General features: G+C 67.8%; 14 protein-coding genes and 4 pseudogenes. 3 read left to right on the top strand and 15 right to left on the bottom strand.

Annotated features, from left to right (window positions below):
• Positions 1-93: 93 nt before the first annotated feature.
• The 6 genes and pseudogenes from N4G47_RS15285 to N4G47_RS15310 all read right to left on the bottom strand — a co-directional run bounded on the left by N4G47_RS15285 (position 94) and on the right by N4G47_RS15310 (position 9,340).
• Positions 94-690 carry a GNAT family N-acetyltransferase gene (locus N4G47_RS15285; protein WP_475288327.1) on the bottom strand — a complete coding sequence of 199 codons (597 nt, stop codon included), beginning with the start codon at positions 688-690 and terminating at the stop codon, positions 94-96.
• Positions 683-3,808 (bottom strand): efflux RND transporter permease subunit, encoded by a 3,126-nt coding sequence (locus N4G47_RS15290; protein ID WP_475288331.1) that lies wholly within the window; start codon positions 3,806-3,808, stop codon positions 683-685. Before N4G47_RS15290 ends, N4G47_RS15285 begins: the two co-directional genes overlap by 8 nt.
• A pseudogene (locus N4G47_RS15295) lies at positions 3,805-4,910 on the bottom strand (efflux RND transporter periplasmic adaptor subunit). The gene N4G47_RS15290 and the pseudogene N4G47_RS15295 overlap by 4 nt, the downstream one beginning before the upstream one ends.
• Before the next feature lie 298 nt (positions 4,911-5,208).
• Positions 5,209-7,272 (bottom strand): TonB-dependent copper receptor, encoded by a 2,064-nt coding sequence (locus tag N4G47_RS15300; RefSeq protein ID WP_475288335.1) that lies wholly within the window; start codon positions 7,270-7,272, stop codon positions 5,209-5,211.
• Between the two features lie 71 nt (positions 7,273-7,343).
• Entirely contained in the window at positions 7,344-7,775 is a 432-nt protein-coding gene (locus N4G47_RS15305; RefSeq protein WP_475288339.1) for a DUF2946 domain-containing protein, read from the bottom strand.
• Positions 7,776-8,356: 581 nt separating this feature from the next.
• On the bottom strand, positions 8,357-9,340 hold the full coding sequence (locus N4G47_RS15310; RefSeq protein WP_107231697.1) for a LysR family transcriptional regulator: 984 nt from the start codon (positions 9,338-9,340) through the stop codon (positions 8,357-8,359).
• Between the two features lie 207 nt (positions 9,341-9,547).
• On the opposite strand from N4G47_RS15310, the gene cysK reads away from it, so the two are divergent.
• Both cysK and N4G47_RS15320 read left to right on the top strand, forming a co-directional pair.
• Positions 9,548-10,507 (top strand): cysteine synthase A, encoded by a 960-nt coding sequence (gene cysK / locus N4G47_RS15315; protein ID WP_475288346.1) that lies wholly within the window; start codon positions 9,548-9,550, stop codon positions 10,505-10,507.
• A gap of 210 nt (positions 10,508-10,717) precedes the next feature.
• Positions 10,718-11,317: an O-acetyl-ADP-ribose deacetylase gene (locus N4G47_RS15320; RefSeq protein WP_475288350.1), complete on the top strand. Its 600-nt coding sequence runs from the start codon at positions 10,718-10,720 to the stop codon at positions 11,315-11,317.
• 90 nt (positions 11,318-11,407) lie between these two features.
• Here the strand turns inward: N4G47_RS15320 and N4G47_RS15325 are convergent, their stop codons facing one another.
• The 8 genes and pseudogenes from N4G47_RS15325 to gap form a co-directional block, all read right to left on the bottom strand.
• Complete coding sequence (locus N4G47_RS15325) at positions 11,408-12,514, bottom strand: ABC transporter substrate-binding protein (protein ID WP_475288353.1); 1,107 nt, start codon at positions 12,512-12,514, stop codon at positions 11,408-11,410.
• Positions 12,515-12,643: 129 nt separating this feature from the next.
• Positions 12,644-13,648 carry a class I fructose-bisphosphate aldolase gene (locus N4G47_RS15330; RefSeq protein WP_475288357.1) on the bottom strand — a complete coding sequence of 335 codons (1,005 nt, stop codon included), beginning with the start codon at positions 13,646-13,648 and terminating at the stop codon, positions 12,644-12,646.
• Between the two features lie 169 nt (positions 13,649-13,817).
• Positions 13,818-15,284, bottom strand: a complete 1,467-nt coding sequence (gene pyk / locus N4G47_RS15335) for a pyruvate kinase (RefSeq protein WP_107231692.1) — start codon at positions 15,282-15,284, stop codon at positions 13,818-13,820.
• 210 nt (positions 15,285-15,494) lie between these two features.
• On the bottom strand, positions 15,495-16,148 hold the full coding sequence (locus N4G47_RS15340; protein ID WP_107231691.1) for an HAD hydrolase-like protein: 654 nt from the start codon (positions 16,146-16,148) through the stop codon (positions 15,495-15,497).
• Positions 16,145-17,319: pseudogene (locus N4G47_RS15345) on the bottom strand (phosphoglycerate kinase). Before N4G47_RS15345 ends, N4G47_RS15340 begins: the two are co-directional and overlap by 4 nt.
• Before the next feature lie 714 nt (positions 17,320-18,033).
• Positions 18,034-19,408 (bottom strand): annotated as a pseudogene (locus N4G47_RS15350) (DUF3999 domain-containing protein).
• Positions 19,405-22,079: pseudogene (locus N4G47_RS15355) on the bottom strand (DUF2339 domain-containing protein). Before N4G47_RS15355 ends, N4G47_RS15350 begins: the two co-directional pseudogenes overlap by 4 nt.
• Before the next feature lie 126 nt (positions 22,080-22,205).
• On the bottom strand, positions 22,206-23,210 hold the full coding sequence (gene gap / locus N4G47_RS15360; RefSeq protein WP_049465610.1) for a type I glyceraldehyde-3-phosphate dehydrogenase: 1,005 nt from the start codon (positions 23,208-23,210) through the stop codon (positions 22,206-22,208).
• Between the two features lie 191 nt (positions 23,211-23,401).
• Between gap and N4G47_RS15365 the strand changes: the two genes are divergently transcribed.
• Positions 23,402-24,031 (top strand): OmpW/AlkL family protein, encoded by a 630-nt coding sequence (locus N4G47_RS15365; RefSeq protein WP_475288368.1) that lies wholly within the window; start codon positions 23,402-23,404, stop codon positions 24,029-24,031.
• Between the two features lie 178 nt (positions 24,032-24,209).
• Here N4G47_RS15365 and N4G47_RS15370 read toward each other — a convergent pair whose 3' ends face one another.
• Positions 24,210-25,337, bottom strand: a complete 1,128-nt coding sequence (locus N4G47_RS15370; RefSeq protein ID WP_475288372.1) for a GGDEF domain-containing protein — start codon at positions 25,335-25,337, stop codon at positions 24,210-24,212.
• Positions 25,338-25,429 lie beyond the last annotated feature (92 nt).

Genomic DNA, 25,429 nt, shown 5'->3' on the forward strand with positions numbered 1-25,429 from the left:
CGGTAGCGCTGTTTTGTAGAGCCGAGCCCATGCTCGGCTTGGCCCCGGGAGCAGCCGAGCATGGGCTCGGCTCTACAGCGACCCGCCCGCGCGTCAGGGCAGCTGCGTGCGCACCCGGGCGAAGCGGCGCAGATCGTGCAGTACGCCGCGCTTGTAGACCGCACAGCGGTCCACGCCCTCTTGCTGGAAGCCGTTCTTTTCCAGCACCCGCGCCGAGCCGAGGTTGAAGTCGACCACCCCGGCCTGCAGCCTGAACAGGCGCAGCTCGTCCATCACCCACGGCGCGAACAGGCCGACCACGCGGGTCATCAGGCCCTGGCCCCAGTAGGCCTGGCCCAGCCAGTAGCCAAGTTCAGCCATATGACCGCGCTCGGCGCTGCCCGGCTGCGCGCCGACGCTGCCGCAGGCCTGGCCGTCGATCTCGATGGCCAGGTTCAAGGTGCCCGGCGTGAGCACGCGACCGGCGAGGAAGGCCTCGCCGTCTTCGCGCGTGTACGGATACGGGAAGCGGTCGCGCAGACCCCGCGATACGTCGGGGTCGTTGGCGTGGCGCAGCAGCGATTCCAGGTCGTCGGGGCGCCAGGGGCGCAGTTGGAAGCCATTGCCGTCGAGGACTGGGGTCAGAGCCCTTTCCCGTTGGGAAAGGGATCCGACCCCGTCAGGCACCCTGCTGGCGCCAGGGTCAGGCATGCCCGCCTACCGAGGGCGACTCGGCTTCCTGCTTCTCCAGTTCGCGCTTCACCGCTTCCGGCGAACGGGTGTACGGGGCCAGCCGCGCGTAGAACGCCGGCACCACGAACAGCGACAGGAACGTCGAGAGGGTCACGCCGAAGATGATCACGATGCCGATGGTGCCACGGCTGGCCGAGCCGGGGCCACCGGCCACCACCAGCGGGATGGCGCCGACCACGGTGGCGATCGAGGTCATCAGGATCGGACGCAGGCGCACCATGGCCGATTCGATGATCGCCTCGCGCACCGTGCGCCCATCGTCGCGCAGCTGGTTGGCGAACTCGACGATGAGGATGCCGTTCTTCGCCGCCAGGCCGACCAGCATGACGATGCCGATCTGGCTGAACAGGTTCACCGTGCCTCCGCTCACCCACAGCCCGACCAGCGCGCCAAGCACGCCCAGCGGCACGGTCAGCATGATGGTGAGCGGGTGGATGAAGCTTTCGAACTGCGCGGCCAGCACCAGGTACACCACCAGCAGGGCCATGGCGAAGGTCAGCAGCACCGCGCCGCCAGCGCTCTGGTATTCGCGCGACTCGCCCTTCCAGTTCACCTGCGCGTACTGCGGTAGCTCTTCGCGGGCCACGTTCTGCGCCCAGGCAATGGCTTCGCCCAGCGGATAGCCCGGCGCCAGGCCGGCGCTGATGGTGATCGAGCGCAGGCGGTTGAAGCGGTTCAGGGTGCCGGCCTCGGCCACTTCACTGAGCGTGACCAGGTTGGACAGCGGCACCAGCTCGCCGGAGGTGGCGCGCACCCGGATCGCGGCAAGATCGGCCGGGCTGGCGCGGCCATCGCGGCCGGCCTGCACCAGCACGTCGTACTCCTCGCCGTTGTCGACGAAGGTGGTGACGCGGCGCGAACCCATCATGGTTTCCAGCGCCGAACCGATCGCGGTGACCGGCACGCCGAGGTCGGCCGCACGCTGGCGGTCGATGTTCACCCGCATCTGCGGCCGGGTTTCCTTGTAGTCCGAATCCGGGCCGACCAGGCCGGGATTGTCGGCCATGCGCAGCAGGATGCGGTCGCGCCACTGGGCGATCTCGGCGTATTCCGGGCCGCCCAGCACGATCTGGAACGGCTGGCCGCCACTGCGCACCAGCCCGCCGCCGACCTGCGTGCGCACGCGCACGCCGCGGATCGTGTCCAGTTCCTTCTGCAGTGCATTGGCCACATCCGGCGTGGCCTCGCTGCGCTGGCGCCAGGGCTGCAGGAAGATGCTGACGCGGCCGGTGTGCATTTCCTCGCTGGCACCAAAGCCACCGGGCACGCGCGGGTTGGCACGGGCGATGGTCTTGTCGGCGCCGACATGCGGGGCCAGCAGTGCTTCCACCTGCTGCACCTGCTGCACGGTGTAGTCGTAGCCGGCGCCTTCCGGGCCGTCGATCATGATCTGGAACGAACCGCGGTCTTCGGCCGGCGCCAGCTCCGACGGCAGCAGCTTAAGCAGGCCCCAGCTGGCGGCCAGCGCCGCCACCATCACCAGCAGGTAGATCCAGGTGCGGTCGACATGGTGGTCGAGCACGCGGCCGTAGCCCGAGGCCAGGCGTTCCAGGTTGCGGTTGATGAAGCCATGCAGGCCACGCGGTGCCTGACCGGTGTGCGGCTTGAGCAGCTTGGAGGCCATCATCGGCGTCAGCGTCAGCGCCACGAATGCAGACAGCGCCACCGCCGCGGCCAGCGCCACCGCCAGTTCGCGGAACAGGCGCCCGGTGTTGCCTTCCAGGAAGCCGACTGGCAGGAACACCGCCACCAGAACGGCGGTGGTGGCGATGACCGCGAAGGCGACCTGCGCGGTGCCGCGCTTGGAGGCCACCAGCGGGGGTTCGCCCAGGTCGATGCGGCGCTGCACGTTTTCCACCACCACGATTGCATCGTCCACCACCAGGCCGATACACAGCACCAGCGCCAGCAGGGTCAGCAGATTGATCGAGAAGTCGAACGCGTACAGCGCGATGAACGCCGCCACCAGGCACACCGGTACCGTCACCGCCGGAATCAATGCGGCGCGGAAGCTGCCGAGGAACAGCCAGATCACCGCCAGCACCAGGATCATCGCTTCCACCAGCGTGGCGTAGACGCGGTCCACCGCGGCTTCGATGAAGGTGGTGTTGTCGAACGCCACGAAGATCTGCGTGCCCTTGGGCAGCGACAGCGCCACGCGCTCGGCCTCGGCGCGCGCGGTGCGCGCTACGTCCAGCGAGTTGGCGGTGGAGGTCTTGACGATGCCCAGGCCGATGCCCGGCTCGCCATTGCTGCGGTAGTAGGCGCGACGCTCGGCCGAGGCCAGCTCGATCTTCGCCACGTCGCCCATGCGCACCACGTAGCCGTCGCGGCCCTTGCCCAGCGGGATGGTCGCGAAGTCTTCGGGCTTGATGTAGTTGCGCTCCACGCGCAGGGTGAAATCGCGGTCGGTCGACTCGATGCGGCCGGCCGGCAGTTCCACGTTCTCGTTGCGCAGGGCGGTTTCCACATCGCCGGTGGTCAGCCCACGCGCGGCCAGCTGGTCACGGTCCAGCCAGATGCGCATCGCATAACGCTGGCGGCCACCGATGCGGACCTGGGCCACGCCATCGAGGCTGGAGAAGCGGTCGACCACGTAGCGGTCGGCATAGTCGCTCAGCTCCAGCGTGTCCATGGTCGAGGAGACCATGTTGAACCAGATGATCGGGTCGGCATCGCTTTCGACCTTGGCGATTTCCGGCGGCCGCGCTTCTTCCGGCATGCGGTCGGCGACGCGGCTGACCGCATCGCGCACGTCGTTGGCCGCCGCTTCGATATCGCGGTTGGAGGTGAATTCGATGCTGACCTGCGAGCGGCCGTTGGTGCTGCGCGCGTTGATCGTATCGATGCCTTCGATACCGGCCAGTGCATCTTCCAGCACCTGGGTGATGCGGCTTTCGATGACCGCCGCCGACGCGCCGGTGTAGTCCACCGACACCGAGACGATCGGCGGATCGATGGCCGGCAGCTCGCGCAGGGTCAGCCGGGTGAACGACATCACGCCCAGCACCAGCAGCAGCAGGCTCATCACCACGGCGAACACCGGCCGCTGGATGGAGATGTCGGACAGTTTCATCCGCCGTGGCCCTCGGCCGCGACCGGCACCGGTACGTCAGCCGGCTTGGCACCGCTGGCCGGTGCCGCGTCCTTGGCCGCGACCTTCAGGCCCGGGCGCAGCTTGCCGGTGCCGTCGACCACGATGCGCTGGCCGGCCTCCAAGCCCTGCTTGATCTCGACTACGCCGGCACGGCGCGCACCGGTCACCACGTCCACGCGTTCGACGCTGTCGTCGTTCTTGATGCGGTACACGAAGGTATCGCGGCCGACCTGCACCACGGCGATTTCCGGCACCACCAGCGCCGGGCGCTCGGGGCGGAACAGCCGCACGTCGAGCAGCATGCCGGGGCGCAGTGCGTGGTCGCCGTTGGCGAAGTCGGCGCGCACGGTCACCGCACGGGTGGCCGGGTCGATGCGCGCGTCGATGGTGCTGACCACACCCTCGAAGCTGCGGCCCGGCCACGCCACGCTGGTGGCACTGACCTTGTCACCGACACCGAGCGCGGCCAGCTCCACTTCCGGCACCTGGAAATCAACATGCATGTGCTCGATGTCGTCGAGCGTGGCGATCACCGTGGTCGGTGTCAGCAGCGTGCCCGGGCTGACCTGGCGGATGCCGAGCACGCCAGCGAACGGCGCGCGCACACGGCGGTCACCGATGTCCGACTGCATCTGCGTCACGCGTGCCTCGGCGGCATCGCGGATCGACTTCTGCGTATCCAGCGTGGCGCTGGACACCAGCCGCTGCGTGGCCAGCTCGCGCTGGCGCTTGTACAGCTGGTCGGCCTCGTGGAAGGTGGCCTGCGCCTGCACCAGCGCCGCTTCCTGGGCCTGCCCGCGCAGGGTCACGATCGGCGCACCGGCGGCGATGTGCTGGCCGCTCTCGAAATGCACCTTCTCGACGATTTCGCTGACCTTGGCCGTGACGCTGATCGACTCGCGCGCCTTGGCCGTGCCCAGCGCCTGCAGGGTGTCATTCCACGGCCTGGACTGCACGACCTGCGCGGTGACCGGCACCGCTTCCCCTGCCGGCGTGCGGCCGCCTCCGGTTTGCCTGCGCACCCGGCCAGCACGGCCAGGCTGAGGCCGAAGGCCAGGGTCGAAGCGATACGAGCCAACATGAACGGTCCTGATTGATCCACGGCCGCCGAGTGTAGGCAAGGGCCCGCAAAAGCGGTATGTGCCAAGCGTTTACCGTCGTGGAACCGATGTTGCGATGGCGCCTTGAACCCGTTCCGTGCAAGGCTGAAGGGCGCGGTGTCGGCGTGTGTCGGGGTGTATCCGGTGCCCCATCGACTGCGCTGTCATCGTAGAGTCGAAGCTGCCCGACAGAGGGCGTCGGGTGGGGGCGGATCCTGGCGGGGATCCGGCCCCGTTTTTTGCCCGGTGCATGGGTAGCGCCGGGCCATGCCCGGCGGATCAATACCGGTAATTCACCTTCATCCACACGCTGCGACCGGGCTCGTTGATGCGGACCGGATCGGCCGGGAAGCCGAAGTCGGCACTGCCGGCCAGGTTCAGATGCTCGCTGTAGGCACGGTCGAACAGGTTGTCGACGCCGGCGCTGAGCTGCAGCTGCGGGTTGAAGCGGTAGGCCGCATTGAGTGCGAGGGTGGCGAACCCCGCGCTCGGCCCGAGGTCCTGGGCCACCACGTTGCCCTGTCCATTTGCGACACGATGCTGCTGGGTCACGGTACGCACCAATGCACCGGCACTCCAGCGCTGGCCTTCCCAGTTCGCGCTCAGGCGCGCTTCCAGCGGCGGCATCTGCGGCAGCGGACGCTGCTGGTCGCGGTTCTCGCCCCAGGCATAGGCCAACGTACCGCCCACCTTCCATTGCTCGCCCACGCGCACATCCAGACCCGCCTCGGCGCCGGCGATGCGCGCCTCGATGTTGCTGGCCTGGCTCATGCCCATCATGCCGCTGCCGTGATAGGTGAACAGGATGTAGTCCTGGATCTGCCCGGCGTAGGCCGAGACCCAGGCCTGCACGCGCGGCCCCTTGTACTGCAGGCCGATGTCGAGCTGGGTGGTGCGCTCGGGCTGGATGCCGGCAAACGCGTTCGGTGCACCGGCCGGACCCTGATCGGGCGAGAACAGCTCCCAGTAGTCGGGCATGCGCTGGCTGTGACCGAGGCCGGCGTACCAGGTCAGGCCGTCGGCCAGGTCCTGCTCGTAGCGCAGGAAACCACTGCCCAGCCATTCCTTGCGACGCTGGCCTGCGGTCGGATTGGGCATGTTCCCCATCATGCCGCGGATCGACCGCCGCTCATCGCGCACGCTGGCGCGATCGATGCGCAGGCCACTGATCCAGCGCTGGTCGCTGCCAGCGCCCAGGGTCAGTTCGGTGAACACGCCATAGCGACGGAAGTTGGCATCGGTCTCCCACGCCGCCTGCCGGTAGGTATCGCGGCCCATGCCCATGCGGCCACGATGACGGCTGTCTTCGCCGTCCACACCGGCCACCAGCTGCACGTCCTGCCAGCGCCACTCGGAACTGACGCGGCCGCCCTGGGTACGGCGGTCCACGTTCGATGCCATCGGCATCGGCATCATGCTGTGCGGATTGGGCATGCGCAGCGTGTAGTTGTCCATCACGTGGTCGGCCTCGTTGTAGTACACATTGGCCTGAACCGTGTCCCAGGCACCGGGCAGGTTGCGCTTCTCGAAACGCGCCGCGTAGCTGGTGCGCTCGAACGCGGCACCGTCCATGCCGCGCCCGGCATAACGCGCGATCGCATCGCCGGCACCGGCGGAGACTTCCAGCAGCGTGTCCGCATCCGGCGTCCAGCCGACGGCCACGTCGCCATTCCACTTGCGCCACTTCGATGGCACCACCTCACCGTGGCCATCCTTGTAGTCGTCGGCTTCGGAACGGTTGCCGCTGGCGCGCACATAGCCGGTCGGGTTGCCCAGGGTCAGGTCCAGCACCTGGTCGTTGCGGTTGCGCGAACCAACCAGGGCACTGGCATCGGCGCGCAGGCCCGGTTCCTCGAAGCGTGGCGTATCGCGTTCGAAGCGCACGGTGCCGGCCGAGGCACCGGCGCCCCAGCGCACGCTCTGCGGCCCCTTGATGATGGTCAGCCGGTCGAAGCTTTCGGGTGAGATGTAGGACAGCGGGTTGTCCATGCGCGACGGACAGGCGCCGATCAGGTTGCCGTCGTTGCTGAGGATGTTCAGGCGCGAACCGAACATGCCACGCAGCACCGGGTCGCCGTTGGTGCCGCCGTTGCGGATGGCGGAGAAGCCGGGAACCGTCTTCAGGTAATCGGCACCGTCGCTGGCCGGTACAGGCTGCCGCGGCAAGCGTGGGTCGGTCACCCAATGCAGCGGCGACGAGGGCGCGGTGGCGGTGACCACCAGCGTGTCGAGGGTGCGCGCCTCATCAGCAGGCGCAGCGTGGGCCAGTGACGCGGCTACGCCCAGGCCAAGGGCAACCGGCAGGCGCGCGCAGGCGCCCGCAGGGCGGGAAGTCATTTTCATCGGAACAGCTCCAGGGTACGCACGCGCGCACGGCGCCTGGTCAGGCGTCGTGCGGCAGATTCATGGGGACATCAGCGGACGATGGAGAAACGCGGCGGCCCGCGCGCGGCATGCGCCGGCCAACGCGGCGCAGGCAGCGCCTGCTGCGACCACGGAAACACCAGGCGCGGCCGCCACAGCAGCGGCAACAGCAGCACCAGCACCGCCAGCCAGGGCAGCAGGCGCATGGCCAGCACGCAGTATTCGCAGGCTTCGCCGTGCATGGCGTGGGGATCGGCCGGGCGGTTGGGCGCTGCCGGCGTGGCCCCCTGCTGATCATGCCCGGCCATGGCCATGTCGTGCATGTCATGGCCCATGGCGGCGTGGCCCATGCCCGCCATCGCGGTGTGGTCCATCGGCGGCGCCTGCAGCGCGCGGCTGACCAGTGGCGCAAGCACCATCAGCAGCGTCGCCAGGACGGCGAGCTGCAGCAGAAGGCGTTGCGGGCGGGACAGGCGGTGCACCGCGCTAGTGTAGAGCCGGCTGCCGGGATGCCCGTGCGACGAACCGTCGCAGGAGGGGTTATCGGCAGGGCTTGCAGCCCTGCACCTGCCGAATCAACGTCAACGTCAAACGCGGGCAATCCGCGGGGTGGCGAGGTAGGTCCGGTTGTGGGGGACGCCGTGAATCCGTCCATGGAGGCTCGGTCGCGCCATCCATGGCGCTCACGCCCCCGCAACCGGACCCACCTCGCCTTCGACAGTTTTCTGCGGTCTGTTGGAACGGCTTTTGGGGTCAGATCCGTTTTCCTTCGGAAAACGGATCTGACCCCATATGTATTTCGATATCTGACAGATGTGTCGACCAAGGTCGACACCTATCCACAGCCGCCTGAATCTGTCAGAGGCGGGGCGGTGTCGGAGTGCGGGGACGCCGCAAGTACGTCCCTGTAGGCTTGGCAGCCGCATCCATGCGGCTGACACCCCACACTCCGACACCGCCCCGCCATCCCACGGAATGCCTGCTTCTGCTGTTGCTGTTGAGGTTGCCGGCCAGCGGCCGGCACTACAGCAGGTGCAGGGCTGCAAGCCCTGCTCGACCCACCTCACACCGTGATGGTCTGGGTCAGCGATTCCCACGTCGGCGGCACCGGCCACGCGGCGGCCTGGTTGCCATCCAGCACCCTTCGCAGATCGCGCGGGTCGATCTGCGGTGCCAGCACATGCACCAGCTCCAGCGCGTAATCGCGCAGCACCCGATCGCGCGGCAGCACCGCCCAGGCGATGCACTCGCTGATCGGGTCCGGGGCCGGCCATGCCTTCAGGTCTTCATCATTGGCACTGACCGCCATCTCGGCCAACAGGCCCACGCCCAGCCCGGTGCGCACGTAGGTCTTGATCAGATCGGCATCCAGCGCGGTCAGCGCCAGATCGGGCACCAAGCCATGGGCGGCGAAGGCACGCTGCAGCGACGAGTTCGGGCGCGTGGAGGATTCATAGCTGATCAACGGTTGCCGGGCCAGCGCGGCCAGGTCCGGCACGCGCCCGGCGCGGTCCAGCGGGTGGCCCTTGGGCACCACCACCAACCGCCGCCAGCGGAACAGCGGCACCGCAATGCCATCGGTCGGTTCACTGCCAGCCGTACTGATGATGGCGATATCGGCATCACCCTGCTTCAACCGGTCCAGCGCGTCGGCCTCGGCCGCCTGCTGCAGGTGCACGCTGACCTGCGGGTAGGCCTGCTTGATCGCCGCCACCGCCGGCGGCAGTACGAAACGCGCCTGGGTGTGGGTGGTGGTCAGGATCAGCTGGCCCTGGCTCTCGCGGCGCTGGTTGGCCGCGTAGGTACGGATGTTGTTGGCTTCGGCCAGCACCGCACGGGCACGCGAAATGACCTCGGTGCCGGCCGGGGTGACCGATTCCAGGCTGCGCCCCTTGCGCACGAACAACAGGAAGCCGAGCTCGTCCTCCAGCTGCTTGAGCTGCTTGGACAGGCCGGGCTGGGTGGCGTGCACGCGCGAGGCGGCCAGCGTGATGTTCAGCTCGGCGTCGGCGATGGCAACCAGGTAGCGCAGCTGGGTCAGCGTCATGGGCGGGCAGGCGGCATGGGGCGGAGGTCCACTCTAGGGTCAATTGCCGTCACCAGCTTATAACCAAAGGTTGTTTAAGAAAGGTATCTGGTCATTTCCGGGCGTCATATGCCGGCGCTACGGTCAGCCGGCAGCCGCTGGCCTGAACAGCCAGCCCTCCCCTTTGCCCGCCGATGCCCGGCGCGGCCCCGTTTCCGGAGTGCATCCATGGCCCTGTACGACTCCATCCTCGATACCGTCGGCAACACCCCCATCGTCAAGCTGCAGCGGCTGGCGCCGCCACAGGTCAGCGTCTACGCCAAGGTCGAGTCGTTCAACCCCGGCGGCTCGGTAAAGGACCGGCTGGCGCTGGCGATCATCCTCGACGCCGAAGCGCGTGGCCTGCTCAAGCCCGGCGACACCATCGTCGAGGCCACCTCGGGCAACACCGGCGTGGCGCTGGCGATGGTGGCCGCCGCGCGCGGCTACAAGTTCGTGGCGACCATGGTCGAGACCTTCTCGGTGGAACGCCGCAAGCTGATGCGCGCCTATGGCGCCAAGGTGATCCTGACCCCAGCCGCCGAGCGTGGCAGCGGCATGGTGCGCAAGGCGCGCGAGCTGGCCGAGCAGCACGGCTGGTTCCTGGCCAGCCAGTTCGCCAACCCGGCCAATCCGGCCTATCACCGCAACACCACCGCCGCCGAGATCCTGCGTGACTTCGCCGGCAAGCGGCTGGACTACTTCGTCAGCGGCTGGGGCACCGGCGGCACGCTCACCGGCGTTGGTGAAGTACTGAAGGTCGCGCGCCCGCAGACCCGCATCATCGCTACCGAGCCGGCCGGTGCCGCGCTGCTGAAGGGCGATGACTGGAAGCCGCACAAGATCCAGGGCTGGACCCCGGACTTCGTGCCAGACGTGCTCAACCGCGATGTGGTGGACGAACTGGTGTCGGTCGACGACGACCGTGCCATTGCCACCGCACGCCGCCTGGCGGCCGAGGAAGGCATCTTCGTCGGCATCTCCGCTGGTGCCACCGTGGCCAGCGCGCTGGACGTGGCCGCGCGCGCTGAACCGGGTTCGGTGATCCTGGCGATGCTGCCGGACACCGGTGAACGCTATTTCTCCACGCCGTTGTTTGCCGATGTGAATGAAGGCTCCGACGACGAGTGGCTGGCCGGTCTGCCGTGACACCCGGGGTCAGAGCCTTTTCCGCAGGGAAAGGGCTCCGACCCCGTTCTGCTTCAGCCTGCGTGAAGGCGCCACCCTCCATCGTGCGTGAAGGCCGTCGGATCGCAGCGCGTGAGACGGTCATGACGCAGTATCGATGCCCTGTCCCCTACCGTGGGAACAGCCGGCGCAGATGCTGCGCGGATCACCTCACAGGCAGGAGACGGACGCATGAAGATCGAAGTTTGGCAGGGCGACATCACGACCCTGGCGGTGGATGCGATCGTCAACGCGGCCAATGAGGCACTGCTCGGTGGCGGCGGTGTCGATGGCGCGATCCATCGCGCGGCCGGCGCCGCATTGCTGACCGAATGCGCGCAGTTGCCGGAGCTGCGCCCGGGCGTGCGTTGCCCGACCGGCGAAGTACGTGCCACCGGTGCCTATGCGTTGCCGGCGCGACATGTACTGCACACGGTGGGACCGGTCTGGCACGACGGCCAGCGCGACGAACCGGCACTGCTGGCCAACTGCTACTGGAAATCGCTGCAACTGGCCGAGTCGTTGGGCGTGCAGTCGATCGCGTTCCCGGCCATCAGTTGCGGTGTGTACGGCTATCCGCTGTACCAGGCCGCGCAGATCGCGGTGACCGAAACGCTGGCGTGGCAGCGCAGCCATGCGCAGCCGATGCGCATCGTGCTGGTCGCGTTCAATACGGCCACGGCCAAGGCCTATCAGCAGGCATTGGCTGCAGCGGGCCAGAGTCCGGAAAGCGAGCCGCGCGGCGCGATGTTGCCGCCGCTGGGCGATGCAGGCCTGGCCGCCGCGCATTGAGCGACGGGTTGAGAGAACGGAAAAGGCCGGGCATTGCCCGGCCTTTTCCGTTGTTCGGTCAGTGTCATCCACGCATGGCGTGGATCCACCTCACGGGCTGGCGGCTTCCACGGCGGCGTCCTCGGCCACCGCGGCGGCGGCACCCGCGCTGGCGCCCTCCACCTGCACGCGCACTTCCACCAGGCCGGCAGCGTCGTTCAGGCTGGACACGTCCACGGTGTAGTGACCGGCCGGCAGCGTTTCCTGCAGGCGCGCATTGGTACCATTGCCACCATCGTCGTCGCTCAGCTCAACGTCGCCACCGACCACGCGCAGCACGGTGTCGACCTGGCTGGAGATCGCATCCAGACGCACGTCGGCCGGGCGATCCAGGGTCAGCAGGAAGCGGCGGCGGCCCTCATCGTCGAGCATGGTGTACACGCTGCCCGAGCTCGGCAGCGCGCTGCCATCGCGCTCGACCAGATTGCCCGGCAGCTCGATGCGCGTGGCGGTCAGGGTGAACATGCCATTGACGCCGCTGCCGAGGCCACGCGCGGTCAGGGTGTACTTGCCCGGCTTCAGCGACAGGCTCAGGCGCGAGTTGGTGCTGTCACCGCCATCGTCGTTCTCGGCATCCACGCCCTGGCCGGACAGCTTCAGCACCGGATCGAACACGTCCGACACCAGGCGGATCTCGTACAGGCCTTCCTTCTCCACCTGCAGCGTGTAGTCCTGCGAATCGCTGGCCAGCATGTCGACCACCTCACCACTGCCCAGCAGCGGCTTGCCGTCATACGGCTTCAGCTTCTCGGCGCGCAGGCGATACGGGCCAAAGGCAGTGGCGCCATCGGCGTTGACCGCCACCTGGTAGGTGCCGCCGCCGTTGGCGCGGAAGGCCAGCGAAACGTCACCTTCGCGCTCGTAGCCGGTGTTGCTGGTGGACACCAGGCTGCCGTTGCTGAACACGGCGATCGAACCGCTCAGTGCACCGGTCAGCTTCAGGCCGACCAGGTCCTTGTCGGCCAGCGTGATCTGGTAGAGCTGGTGATGGCTGCCGTCGTTGAAGTTGATGCCGCTGCGCGAGGTGATCTCGCCGGACACCGGCTTGTCGAATTCCAGCGACGCGGCCTTGCCCGCATCCGCGCTGCCACCGATGCGGTTGCAACCGCCGGCGACCAGGGCCGTGGCAACGGCCAGTGTGAGTGCTGCCAAACGCATGTTGTTTCTCCTTGGCCTTCCATGTAGTTCCCGCATGCCGGCCGGGCACGCGGGGGCGGAAACGATACCCGCAAAAGCAAACGCCGGCGTGATGCCGGCGTTGCCCTGTTCATCCTGCGATGGAACGGATCAACCGTTCCACTTGCCCAGCGCGGCCAGGCCGTTGTCCTTGGCGCGCTCATACACGGTCTTCTGGGCAGCGGCGTAGTTGCCCTTCATGTCCTTGGCCCACAGCTTCAGCGCGGCCTGCTGCATGGCACGGCCGTAGGAGAAGCTCAGCGGCCACGGCAGGTTGCCCAGCTGGTTCATCGCGTTCAGGTGCTCGGTCGACTGCTCGTCGGTCTGGCCGCCGGACAGGAACACCACGCCCGGCAGGATCGCCGGCACGGTGCTCTTGAGGCACATGACGGTCGATTCGGCCACTTCCTCGACGTCGGCCTGCTCATCGCAGCCCTTGCCGGAGATGACCATCGAGGCCTTCAGGATGGTGCCTTCCAGCAGCACGTTCTGCTGGTACAGCGCATCGAACAGCGAACGCAGGGTCGCTTCGGTCACTTCGTAGCAGGTCTCGATGTCGTGGTCGCCGTCCATGATCACTTCCGGCTCGACCATCGGCACCAGGCCGCATTCCTGGCACAGCGCCGCATAGCGGGCCAGCGCGTGGGCGTTGGACTCGATGCAGGTGCCCGACGGAATGCTCTCGCCAATGTTGATCACCGCACGCCATTTGGCGAAGCGCGCGCCCAGCTTGTAGTACTCCTGCAGGCGCTCGCGCAGGCCGTCCAGGCCTTCGGTCACCAGCTCGCCCGGGCAGCCGGCCAGCGGGTGCGCACCCTTGTCCACCTTGATGCCCGGAATCATGCCGTGGTCGGTCATGTACTTGGCGAACGGCACGCCGTCCTTGGTCGACTGGCGGATGGTTTCGTCGTACAGGATGGCGCCGGAAATGTGCTCGTTGAGCTTCGGCGTGGTCAGCAGCAGTTCGCGGTAGGCGCGACGGTTCTCCTCGGTGTTCTCGATGCCGACGCCAGCAAAACGCTTGGCGATGGTAGCGGTGGACTCGTCGATCGCGATGATGCCCTTGCCCGGGGCAACCATGGCCTGGGCGGTTTCAGCCAGCTGTTCGATGCTCATGTACTTCCTGTGGCGGGTGCGGGAAAAACGTAAGTATAGCCCCGCCACCCGTTGCCTCGACGTCGAGGCCAGGATGGAAACGATTCCAATGTCCGCACAGGACAACGTGTGTCCTGCGCCATGGGGTCAGATCCCCTAAGGGGCTCTGACCCTGGCCCGGCAGCTCCGCTTACAGGTCGCCCAGGCCGCTGGCGCGGCCGTCCTCGCCCACTTCCAGCAGGCGCAGGGTGTTGGTCGCGCCCAGCGTCTCCATGTGCTCGCCGCTGGTGAATACGACGCGATCACCGGCCTGCAGCAGTTCCGATTCCACCAGCAGGCGGATGCTGCCACGTGCGGCTTCGCGCGGGGTCAGCCCGCGGCTGTCGAAGTTGATCGGGTAGACATCGCGCATCAGCGCCATCTGCCGGCGTGCGCCGTCATGGCGGGTCACCGCGAACACCGGCGCCTTGGCGCGGAAACGCGACAGGTAACGTGCGGTGCCGCCGGATTCGGTCATCGCCACGATCGCGCGCACGCCCACGTGCTGCGACAGGAACATGGTGGCCATGGCGATGGCCTGGTCGGCACGCTCCAGGTTGCGCGGCGAGGCGTTGAAATCGGTCTCGGTCTGGAACTGGCGCTCGGCGCCCAGGCAGATGCGCGCCATCGCTTCCACGGCCTTGACCGGGTAGGCGCCAGCGGCGGTTTCGGCCGACAGCATCACCGCGTCGGTACCGTCGATGACCGAGTTGGCCACGTCCAGCACTTCGGCGCGGGTCGGGATCGGGCTTTCCACCATCGACTGCAGCATCTGCGTGGCGGTGATCACCACCTTGTTCTGCGCCAGCGAGGCCTTGATGATCTTCTTCTGCAGGCCCGGCAGTTCGGCATCGCCGATTTCCACGCCCAGGTCACCGCGGGCCACCATCACCACGTCGCTGGCCTCGACGATTTCTTCCAGGTTCTCGATCGCCTCGGTGCGCTCGATCTTCGAGACCAGCGCGGCGTCGCAACCGTGTGAGCGGGCGATCTCGCGCGCATCGTTCATGTCCTGCGCGTTGCGGCAGAACGACACGGCGATGAAGTCGACGCCGATCTTGGCGACGATGCCAATCAGTTCCTTGTCGCGCTCGGTCAGCGCGCCCAGCGACAGGCCGCCGCCCTGCTTGTTCAGGCCCTTGCGGTCGGACAGCACGCCATCGTTGAGCACGGTGTTGACGATGCGGTCGCCCTGCACTTCCACCACCTGCAGCTGCATCAGGCCATCGTCGAGCAGCAGCACATCACCGGGGCCGACGTCCTGCGGCAGGCCGAGGTAGCTGACGCCGACCTGGCTGGCGTTGCCCGGGCCGGCGTTCTCGCTGGCGATCAGGTCGAAGCGGTCGCCGGCCTTCAGCTGCACCTTGCCTTCGGCGAAGCGCTCGATGCGGATCTTCGGGCCCGGCAGGTCGGCCAGGATGCCCACTTCCACGCCCACGCGGGCCGCGGCGGCACGCACTTCGGCCGCACGCTTGGCCTGGCCGGACGGATCACCATGGCTGAAGTTCAGGCGCACCACGTTGACGCCGGCGCGGAACAGATCCTCCAGCACGCCCGGCGGATCAGTGGCCGGACCGAGGGTGGCAAGGATCTTGGTGCGACGCTGACGCTCGAACATGGTGAAGGGGCCTCTCCCGTTAAAGAACGGAAATTAGCACATCCTTCACGCCCCATGTATACGGTTACAGCCTTGCGCCACCTGACTTCGCGGGTCATGCAACGGACATGCCCCGGACATACGCTGGCGCAGGGCATTCCGTAGAGCCGAGCCCATGCCCGGCTGGGCATACGCCGAAGCAGCCGAGCATGGGCTCGGCTCTCCAGGAGCCTACGCCAGCAGCGTCGTCAGCTGCGCCGGTTCGCGTGCCAGCTGGCCGGCACCGGCTTCGGTGAGTTCAGCCTCGCCACCAAAGCCCCACAGCACACCGACACTGCGCAGGCCGTGGTGACGTGCGCCTTCAATGTCCATGCGGCGGTCGCCGATCATCCAGCACTGTGCCGGCTGCACCCGCAGGCGGCGCAACGCCTCGCCGACCAGTTCCGGCTTGTGGCTGCGTGAGCCGTCCAGGGTGGAACCGACGATCTCCTCGAACAGCCCACCAAACGGCAGGTGGGCGAGGATACGGCGCGCGTGCGGCTCGTTCTTGGCCGTAACCACCGCCAGGCGGTGGCCGCGACCATGCAGCGTGCGCAGGGTGTCTTCGATCTGCGGATACACGGTGTGCTCGCGCCAACCTTCGGCGTCGAAACGCTCGCGGTAGTAACCCACCGCCTGCTCCACACGCGCCGGTTCACCGAACAGCGGCGCGAAGGTGGTGCGCAACGACGGACCGATCCAGCCCAGCAGCGTGTCCTGCGCCGGCACCGGATGGTCCATCTTCTGCAACGCATAGGCGATGCAGGCGGTGATGCCCACCTGCGAATCGATCAGCGTGCCGTCCAGGTCGAAGAACAGGACATCCCTGCGCGGGTCGGCACTCATGCGCCGCGCGCGTCCAGTGCCGCCACTGCCGGCAGGGTCTTGCCTTCCAGGAACTCCAGGAACGCGCCGCCACCGGTGGAGATGTAGCTGACGTCCTTGGCGATGTCGAACTTATCGACCGCCGCCAGGGTGTCGCCACCGCCGGCGATGGAAAATGCCGGCGAACTGGCGATGGCGCGGGCCAGCGCTTCGGTGCCCTTGCTGAAGGCTTCGAACTCGAACACACCGACCGGGCCGTTCCAGACCACGGTGCCGGCCTTGCCGATCAGCTGCGCGTACTGCGCGGCGGTCTGCGGGCCGATGTCCAGGATCAGGTCGTCTTCGGCAACGGCATCAACCGCCTTCACTTCGGCAACGGCATCGGGCAGGAACTGCTTGGCGGTGACCACGTCCACCGGCAGCGGAATGTCCGCGCCGCGCGCCTTGGCATCGGCCACGATCTTCCTGGCGGTATCCAGCAGGTCCGGTTCGTACAGCGACTTGCCGACGTTGTAGCCGGCGGCGGCGATGAAGGTGTTGGCAATGCCGCCGCCGACGATCAGCTGGTCGACCTTGCCAACCAGATTGGCCAGCAGTTCCAGCTTGGTGCTGACCTTGCTGCCGGCCACGATGGCCAGCAACGGCTTGGCCGGTGCGTCCAGCGCCTGTGCCAGCGCATCCAGCTCGGCCATCAGCAGCGGGCCGCCGGCAGCCACCGGGGCAAAGCGGATGACGCCGTGGGTGGAAGCCTGGGCGCGGTGCGCGGTGCCGAAGGCATCCATCACGAACACATCGCACAGCGCGGCGTACTGCTTCGACAGGGCTTCATCGTCCTTGCCCTCCCCACGTTCATGCGACAGTTTTCCAGCAGCACCAGCTGGCCCGGCTGCACGTCCACGCCGTCAACCCAGTCACGCACCAGCGGAACCTCGCGGCCGAGCAGTTCGGACAGGCGGGCGGCGACCGGCGCCAGCGAATCGGCTTCGCTCCACACGCCTTCCTTCGGGCGCCCCAGGTGCGAGGTGACCATCACCGCCGCGCCCTGCTCCAGCGCGCGCTTGAGCGTCGGCAGCGAAGCGGTGATGCGCTGTTCGGAAGTGATGCGGCCATTCTCGATCGGCACGTTCAGATCCTGGCGGATCAGCACGCGCTTGCCGGAGAGGTCGAGGTCGGTCATGCGGACGATGGACATGGGCAACTCTTTGGCTCAGGGACGGGATGCCGGGATGCGGCAGACGGCCATTGTATCGGGTGCGGGTGGCGGGGGGCCGATGCCTGCGGCAGGCAGAGGCGTACGGCAACTGCAACGGCAACCGCAACGGCCGAAGCGCTGGCGCTTCATGATGCTGGAGGTGGGCCGGGGCGGTGTGGGCTGGCAGGGGACGCCGTGAATCCGTCCATGGAGGCTTGGCAGCCGCATCCATGCGGCTGACACCCCTGCCAACCCACACCGCCCCGGCCTCGACAGGTTCATGAGGTGATGCGGATGGCAAAGGCAAGAGCGGTTTCTGATATCGGATGGAGAAAGAAGGGGTCAGATCCGTTTTCCTGCGGAAAACGGATCTGACCCCGAGGGCCCGCTGTTCTGTAGAGCCGAGCCCATGCTCGGCTGGATCTACCGCGAACAGCAGCCGAGCGTGGGCTCGGCTCTACAAGAAGCGCGCAGCCAAGCTGCTTTTGCTCTTGCTCTCCAATTTCTCTTCCGTGGGTGGAAGCAACCGGAAACTGTCAGAGGCCGGGCGGGGTGGGTTCGCGGGGGTGTCAGCCGCATGGATGCGGCTGCCAAGCCTACAAGGACGTACTTGCGGCGTCCCCCGCGAACCCACCCCGCCCGGCCAAGCGCGGCTTTTGCTCCTGCTTTGCACTACCAACCCCACCCACGAGGGGATGTGCCGTTCGCCGGAACCTACGCCGAAGGCGCAGGCTTCTGCCGCAGCAGGCTGAGCGCCAGCCCCCACCACCAGCACGCCCAGGCCCAGCAGCGCCCATAGCAGCCACGCCTTCCAGTCATGCTGCGGCTTCAGCGCGGCATCGCCGGCCAGCGGCTCGGGGCTGCCCTCCAGTCGTGCCAGTGTCGGTTGCCATGACGGATCATTGCGCTGCCGCAGTTCCTCGATCAGTACCCCGATCGGGGCTTCGGCGCGGCGCGCGGTCGAACTGCCCACCGCCAACGCGTAGGGCGCGGCACCCTGGCTCAGGAACACCAGCACTTCCGGCTGGTAACCCAGGCGCAGGGTCGGCGCGGTCGCGGACTCCGCCGGGTTCGCCACCAGTTTCCAGTAGCGGTCGCGGTACACGCCGCCCAGCGGCTGCGCGGCCGACTGCTGGCGCTGGCCCTGCGTTCCCTGCTGCACCTGGTAGGCAATCCACGGCGCGCTGCGGCGCTGCCATTCCGCGCCCGGGTCATCGCGGCTGAACAGCGTCCACTGCACCAGGCTGTTGTCGGTGCTGGCCACGTCGGCACGTGCCGCCGGGAAGCGCCCGTCCATCTCGAAGGTGTACTCGCCCTTGCCGGCCGCGGCCGGCTCCAGCGACAGCCATTCCCACGGAATCGTGGCCGGTGCCGGTGGCAGTTCAACCAGTACGCTGCGCAGGGCCGGCAGGCGTGCGTCGCCCTGTGCCAGCACGCGCAGGTAGCGTGCTTCACCGTCCACCTGCAGGCGGCGCTGCAGCAGGCGCTTGCCGGCGCGCTGCAGATCCACCAGCGGAATGTCACGGCCCAACGGACGCCAGTGCTGCAGGTCGTCGCTGGCGTCAAGCTGCACCTGCGCCTGCAGAGGCTGGCCACTGTCGGCCCAGTCCAGCACCAGCGCTGCCATCGGCTGCTTGTCCAGCACGCTGGCGTCGATCAGCCAGCCGCCCTGCGCGTTGGCAGCCACGCCGGCACCCACGCGCGCCTCGACGCGGCGCACGCGGCCGTCGGTATCACGTTCGGTCAGCAACTGCAGATCGTTGCGCTGCGCTTCGGCCAACGGCGGCAGCGCGAACCAGGGCAGTTCACGCTGCACCGGCGGCTGCGCCAGCGGCTGGTCCGGCGCCAGCAGCGCCGAAGGCAGTGACTGCCCGGCCGCGTTGAACACCTGCAGATCGCCGAGGTCAGCGGCACCGGAACGGCGGTAGATCGCCGGTTCCAGCACGATACGGTAGGCACCGGATTGTGCGCTGGACAGCGTCAGCGGCCATTGTTCGGCGTACTGCGTTCGATACTCGGCGGCCTGCGCAGCCACAGCGGCCAGCAGGCCGAACATCGCCGGCAGCAGTGCCCTGCTCCACGTTTTCATTGTGTTTCCTCCACGGTCGGCGCCGCGCTGGGCGGTGCCGGTGCCAGATAGCCCACGACCGTGCACAGCAGGCCGTAGGCGATGAACGATGCGATGCCCAGCAGGTTGCCCAGGTGCTGACGATCGACAAGCACCAGCTTGGCCAGCACCACGCCCATCAGCACCGCGCCGACCATCCACAGCACACGCTGGCCGCGGCGCGAACCCCACACCCAGGCGATCACGCCAAGCACGCTCCACAGTACGGTCAGGCTGGTCTGCGCCAGGCTGAAGCGCAGCATCGACGCGCTCCACGACAGGCCACCCCACTGATGCACGCCATGCAGCACCAGGCTGGTCAGCGCGACGAAGGCCGACAGTGCCAGCAGCGGCGTGCGGAGATTCAGCAAGGCCTGCGGTGCCTGCCCGCTGTACAGCCAACGCGCCAGCAGCAGCAGGCTCAGCCACTGCCCGACCTCGGCCGGGTTCAGCACCGGCAGCCACAGCAGCGGAGCGGCATCGCCCGGCAACAGCTGGCCGAACAGCCAGCCGATCGACAGCAGCCCGAACAGCACGCACTGCAGGGGCGTACGCGCGCGGTCGAACGCTTCACCCAGCGGCCAACGCAGTACGCTCCAGCGCCACAGCGACAGCGCGGCCATCAGCAGCCACGGCAAGGTGATCAGCAGCGTCGTCCAGCCCTGCGCCAGGCCAGCCTCGCCACCGCCCCACAGCGCCAGCAGCGAAAGCAGCGACGGCCACAGCAGCCACCACAGGAACTGCGCAATGCGCGCCACGGTGTCGCCGCCCTGACGCAGGCACAGCAGTGTTCGCACGCCCAGCAGTGCGAACACGGCCCAGGCCAGCGCGCCGTAGCCCGCGAACGGCTGCTGGTGCGCATCGCTCTGCATCAGGGCCAGCGGGAAGCCCAGCGCCAGCATCGCCAGCGCCGTCACGCCCAGCGCACGCGCCGGCTGGCGGCGCTGCATCTCGGCGGCCAGCCACGCGGTGACGGCCACCAGCACCAGCAGCGCATCGGCTTCGGCACGGTGCGGGAAGAAGCGGAAGATCTCGTGGACAAGCCCCCCAGCCACCACAGCAGCCCCCACAGGTAATAGACCAGTGCGACCTCATGGCGCGGCCTGCGCTGGTAGCTCCACGCCGAGGCGAACCCGGCCACGGCCAGCAACAGTGCTCCAATGGCCGTTGGGTTGAGCAGGAAGCGCGCGTCTTCAAGCCAGTGGTCGGCGCCTGCAACAAAAGCGAACGCCGCGCCGATCTGCAGCAGTGCACCGGCCACCTGCGGCAGCCAGCGCTTCTGGCGCAGCCCCAGCCAGACCAGGCCGGCGCCTTCCAGCGCGAACACCGCACCGGTGGCACGCGCCGACAACGCCAGCGGCACCGCCAGCGTGGCAAAGCCGACCGCCAGCACCGCGTGCGACTGCGCCAGCACGGTGTACGACGCGCGTGCGATCAATGCCCGTGCCAGCACCGCGTAGATCGCCGCCAGACCCAGCGCGCACAGCGCCAGCGTCATCGGCTGCTCATGCAGCATTCCCGCCTGCAGCGAGAACGCCACCAGCGGCGTGCCGAACACCAGGCTGCCATCGACCAGGTCGCGCCGCCCGGCCGGCTGCCGGCGCGCGTACAGCAGCGGGATCAACAGGTAGAAAGCGAAGAACAGCAGCAGGAACGGTTCGGTGCTGGCGAACTTGTCCGGCGCGTACTGCAGCACGCCCCAGAACGTGCCGATGCCGAAGGTGAAGGCGAAGCCCAGCAGGTTCAGCGCGCGCCAGGGGCGGAACCAAGCGATGGCGAAGATGCCGGCGTTGAGCACGGCGTAGTAGCTGAACAATCCCACGTGGTTGCCGCTGCCGGTGGACAACCACAACGGCGCCATGAAACCGGCCAGGATGCCCAGCACCGCCAGCGTGCGCGAGTTCTGCACCACCGCCAGCACGCACAGCCCCGCCACCAGTGCGATTGAACTGGCAAAGGCGAACCCCGGCGTGAGCAGTTCGAATCGCTTGAACGCGGCAAAGATGGTCAACAGCAGTACGCCGATGGCCCCACCCTGCAGGGCCAGCGCGAACAGGCGCCGGCGCTCGCGCTGGTGCCAGCCGAATGCCAGCAGGCCCAGCGCACCCACGGTGATGCCGGCCAGGCGCAGCTCGATCGGCAGCACCAGCCAGCCCTGGTCGCTGACGTACTTCAGCAGCGCGGCGACGCCGGCCAGCAGCACCAGCATGCCGATCTTGACCGGCACGTTGCCTTCGGTGAACCAGCGCTTGACCGCGCCGATGCCACGCTCGATGAAATTCGGCAGCGCCGGTTCCGCCGGCAACGGCGGTGCGACAGGGGCCGAGGGCACCGGCGGCGGCGCAACCGGGCGCGGCACGAGCACGTCGGCGGGAGGCGCTTCGGGCACCGGCGGCTGCGCTGGCGGTGGCGCTGCGGTCGGTGCGGGCCGCAGGAAAGGCGGATCAGCACTGGCCACAGGCGTCACCACCGGCCGTGCAGGCGCACCCTCGGCGGCGGCAACCGGGACCGGTCGGGAAGCCGGTGCGGCGGCCAGCGCGCCTTCCAGCGCGGCAACACGGCGGCGCAGGCCGGCGATCAACACCAGCGCCACCACCAGCAACAGTGGAATGGCCAGCAGAACCAGGACAACCAGGGCGATCAGTGCTTCCATTGCATGCCTTCCAATGCGATCCCGCGCCCCAGCGGCGGCGGTCGACCGGCCCATGCTACGACAGGCCCGGCCCCATGAACGACGAACCCCGGCCAGGCCGGGGTTCGTTTGCGATCCTGGCCGGCCTTACTTGGCGGCGATGACCTTGGCCATTTCCAGGCACTTGTTCGAGTAGCCCCACTCGTTGTCGTACCAGGTCACCAGCTTGACGAAGGTGCCGTCCAGCGCGATGCCGGCATCGGCGTCGAACACCGAGGTGCAGGTCTCACCGCGGAAATCGGTGGCCACCACCTTGTCTTCGGTGTAGCCCAGGATGCCCTTCAGCGGGCCTTCGCTCTGTGCCTTCACTTCGGCGCAGATCTCGGCGTAGGTGGCTTCCTTTTCCAGTTCGACGGTCAGGTCGACCACCGACACGTCCGAGGTCGGCACGCGGAAGCTCATGCCGGTCAGCTTCTTGTTCAGTTCCGGAATGACCACGCCGACGGCCTTGGCCGCACCGGTGGACGAGGGAATGATGTTTTCCAGGATGCCACGGCCGCCGCGCCAGTCCTTGTTGGACGGACCATCGACGGTCTTCTGGGTGGCGGTGGCCGCATGCACGGTGGTCATCAGGCCGCGCTTGATGCCCCACTTGTCATTGATGACCTTGGCCAGCGGGGCCAGGCAGTTGGTGGTGCACGAGGCGTTGGAGATGATGGCCTGGCCGGCGTAGGTCTTGTCGTTCACGCCGAACACGAACATCGGCGTGTCGTCCTTCGACGGAGCGGACATGATGACCTTCTTGGCGCCGGCATCGATGTGCTTCTGCGCGGTTTCCTTGGTCAGGAACAGGCCGGTGGCTTCCAGCACCACGTCGGCGCCCACCTCATCCCACTTCAGGTTGGCCGGGTCGCGTTCCTGGGTCAGGCGGATCTTCTTGCCGTTGACCAGCAGGTCGTTGCCCTGCACCGCCACGTCGGCCTTGAAGCGGCCGTGCACGGAGTCGTACTTGAGCATGTACGCCAGATAGTCCGGCTCCAGCAGATCGTTGATGGCCACGATTTCGATGTCGTCGCCGAAGTTCAGCACCGCCGAGCGCAGGACGTTACGCCCGATGCGACCGAAACCGTTGATACCAACCTTGATTGCCATTTCTCAAGCTCCTGCGGCCGCGACGGGTGCGGCGGGATGGATAGGGCCCACAAGTCTAGCAAACCGGGGCTGGCCACCGTGGGCCAGCCCCCGGCGCGGCGGGCTGGCGGACAGGAATTGATCCGGATCAAAGCGTTAGCGCGGCGTGAGGCCGAGACTGTCGCCATCCACCCCGCAACGAGATCACCCCCATGCGCAAGACCTCCTCCCTGATCGTGGCCAGCCTGGCCGCCGCCCTGTCGCTCGCCGCCGCCCCGGCCATGGCCCAGTCCAAGGGCGACTGGACCATCTCGGCCGGCGTGCACCAGGTGGCCCCGAAGTCGAACAATGGCTGGCTGGCCGGCCACACCCTGAAGGTCGACGTCGACAACGACGTCAAGCCGACCATCACCGGCGAGTACTTCATCGCCGACAACCTGGGCATCGAAGTGCTGGCCGCGCTGCCGTTCAAGCACGACATCAACATCAACGGCCTGGGCCGCGTCGGCAGCACCAAGCAGCTGCCGCCGGTGGTGACCGTGCAGTACCACTTCAACAGCAAGGGCAAGGTGTCGCCGTTCATCGGCGCCGGCGTGAACTACACGACCTTCTTCAGCGAAGACACCACCGGTGCGCTGAAGGACAGCCGCCTGAAGCTGCAGGATTCGTGGGGCCTGGCCGCGCATGCGGGCATCGACTTCGCGATCGGCGAGAAGGGCGCCCTGCGCGTGGACATGCGCTGGATCGACATCGACAGCAAGGTGAAGTTGAACGGCGAGAAGATCGGCACGGTCAACATCGATCCGCTGGTCTACGGCGCGTCGTACGTCTTCAAGTTCTAAGCGGTGTGCTGGGCGCGGGGGCTTCGGCCCCCGCTCGCCCGCCACACGCAAAACCCTCGCGGCATGTTGCCCCGGTCATTGCCGGGGCTTTTTTGGGGGTGTGATGATTCATCCACGCGTGGCGTGGATCTACCGACGGGCGCGATGCCGCAACGACACGAACCGGGTCGATGGCCGGTCATTGATCCGCCGCCACTTCCACCCGGTTTCGGCCACTTTCCTTGGCCCGGTACAGCGCTGCATCGGCACGCGCCAACGCCTGTTCCAGCGTGTCGCCGCCATCATCGTGCCAGCGCGCGACGCCGATGCTCACGCTCACCACTGGCGCTGCATCCGAATCGGCATGGGCGATCGCCAGTGCCTGCACCTGCTGCCGCAGCTGTTCGAAGGGCGCTGTTTCCGGCTCGCCCGGCGCCCAGTGGCCGAGCGCCACGAACTCCTCGCCGCCGTAACGCGCCACCACCGAATCGACACCGCGCAGCTGCGCGGCCAGGGTGACCGCCACCGCGTGCAGCACGGTGTCGCCTGCGGGATGGCCGTGGTGGTCGTTGTAACGCTTGAAGTAGTCGATGTCGATCATCGCGATGCGCAGTGCGCCGCGCGCGTGCGGACGACGCAGGTAGCGCTGGAAGATCTGCTGGGCGCGGTGGTCGAATGCACGCCGGTTGAGCAGGCCGGTCAGGCCATCATGATTGGCCAGTGCATCCAGCCGCTGCTCTGCGCGCCAGGTCGCGCGCGCCTGGCGTTCGGAGATATAGCTGCCGACGATGCCGGCCAGGTTGCTGGCCAGCACGAACATCACGCTCTGCAGCATCTGCGGCCAGTGCCGCCCAGCCTGCAGTTCGGCCAGCACGAAGCCCAGCGCGATCAGCGTTCCGGAAAGCGTGGCGACACCGAAACGCAGGCCGCACAGGAAGTAGTTCAGCAGCAGGAACAGGCTGATGCCTTCGTAGGGATAGTTCACGCCGGCACGGTGCGCGGTCCAGATCATGCTCACCAGCGCCAGACCACTGACCAGCACCACGCTACCGCCCAGCCACTGCAGGTGGCGACGGAACACCGGTACGAAGGTGAGTGCCACGCCCAGCAGCAGGGTCGGCAACAGCACGCCCAGCCGCCAGCGCAGTACCGGCGCATGCACCTCCGGCGGCAACCAGTAGGAATCAAGTACGGCAAAGCCCAGCGAGAAGGCACCGGCCACGGCACAGGCCCAGCGCATGCGCCAGACGACCTGGGCATTGAACGCGGCGGCGAACCCATCGTCTTCGGGGTGGCCTGCCTGGATCCGTCTGTCCGTGATGATCATCACCCTCTCCCACTCCCCTTGGCCGGGCTACCGTAGCGGCCGCAGCATCAAGGCGACGTGGCGACCGGCCGGGCTCCATCAAGCCGCCAGTG

The sequence above is a fragment of the Stenotrophomonas sp. GSD10 genome (assembly GCF_056172695.1).

Coding starts and splice junctions, on each gene's coding strand:
- N4G47_RS15285 (WP_475288327.1), bottom strand. CDS start 690: ATGCCTGACCCTGGCGCCAGCAGGGTGCCTGACGGGGTCGGATCCCTT.
- N4G47_RS15290 (WP_475288331.1), bottom strand. CDS start 3,808: ATGAAACTGTCCGACATCTCCATCCAGCGGCCGGTGTTCGCCGTGGTG.
- N4G47_RS15300 (WP_475288335.1), bottom strand. CDS start 7,272: ATGAAAATGACTTCCCGCCCTGCGGGCGCCTGCGCGCGCCTGCCGGTT.
- N4G47_RS15310 (WP_107231697.1), bottom strand. CDS start 9,340: ATGACGCTGACCCAGCTGCGCTACCTGGTTGCCATCGCCGACGCCGAG.
- cysK (WP_475288346.1), top strand. CDS start 9,548: ATGGCCCTGTACGACTCCATCCTCGATACCGTCGGCAACACCCCCATC.
- N4G47_RS15320 (WP_475288350.1), top strand. CDS start 10,718: ATGAAGATCGAAGTTTGGCAGGGCGACATCACGACCCTGGCGGTGGAT.
- N4G47_RS15325 (WP_475288353.1), bottom strand. CDS start 12,514: ATGCGTTTGGCAGCACTCACACTGGCCGTTGCCACGGCCCTGGTCGCC.
- N4G47_RS15330 (WP_475288357.1), bottom strand. CDS start 13,648: ATGAGCATCGAACAGCTGGCTGAAACCGCCCAGGCCATGGTTGCCCCG.
- pyk (WP_107231692.1), bottom strand. CDS start 15,284: ATGTTCGAGCGTCAGCGTCGCACCAAGATCCTTGCCACCCTCGGTCCG.
- N4G47_RS15340 (WP_107231691.1), bottom strand. CDS start 16,148: ATGAGTGCCGACCCGCGCAGGGATGTCCTGTTCTTCGACCTGGACGGC.
- gap (WP_049465610.1), bottom strand. CDS start 23,210: ATGGCAATCAAGGTTGGTATCAACGGTTTCGGTCGCATCGGGCGTAAC.
- N4G47_RS15365 (WP_475288368.1), top strand. CDS start 23,402: ATGCGCAAGACCTCCTCCCTGATCGTGGCCAGCCTGGCCGCCGCCCTG.
- N4G47_RS15370 (WP_475288372.1), bottom strand. CDS start 25,337: ATGATCATCACGGACAGACGGATCCAGGCAGGCCACCCCGAAGACGAT.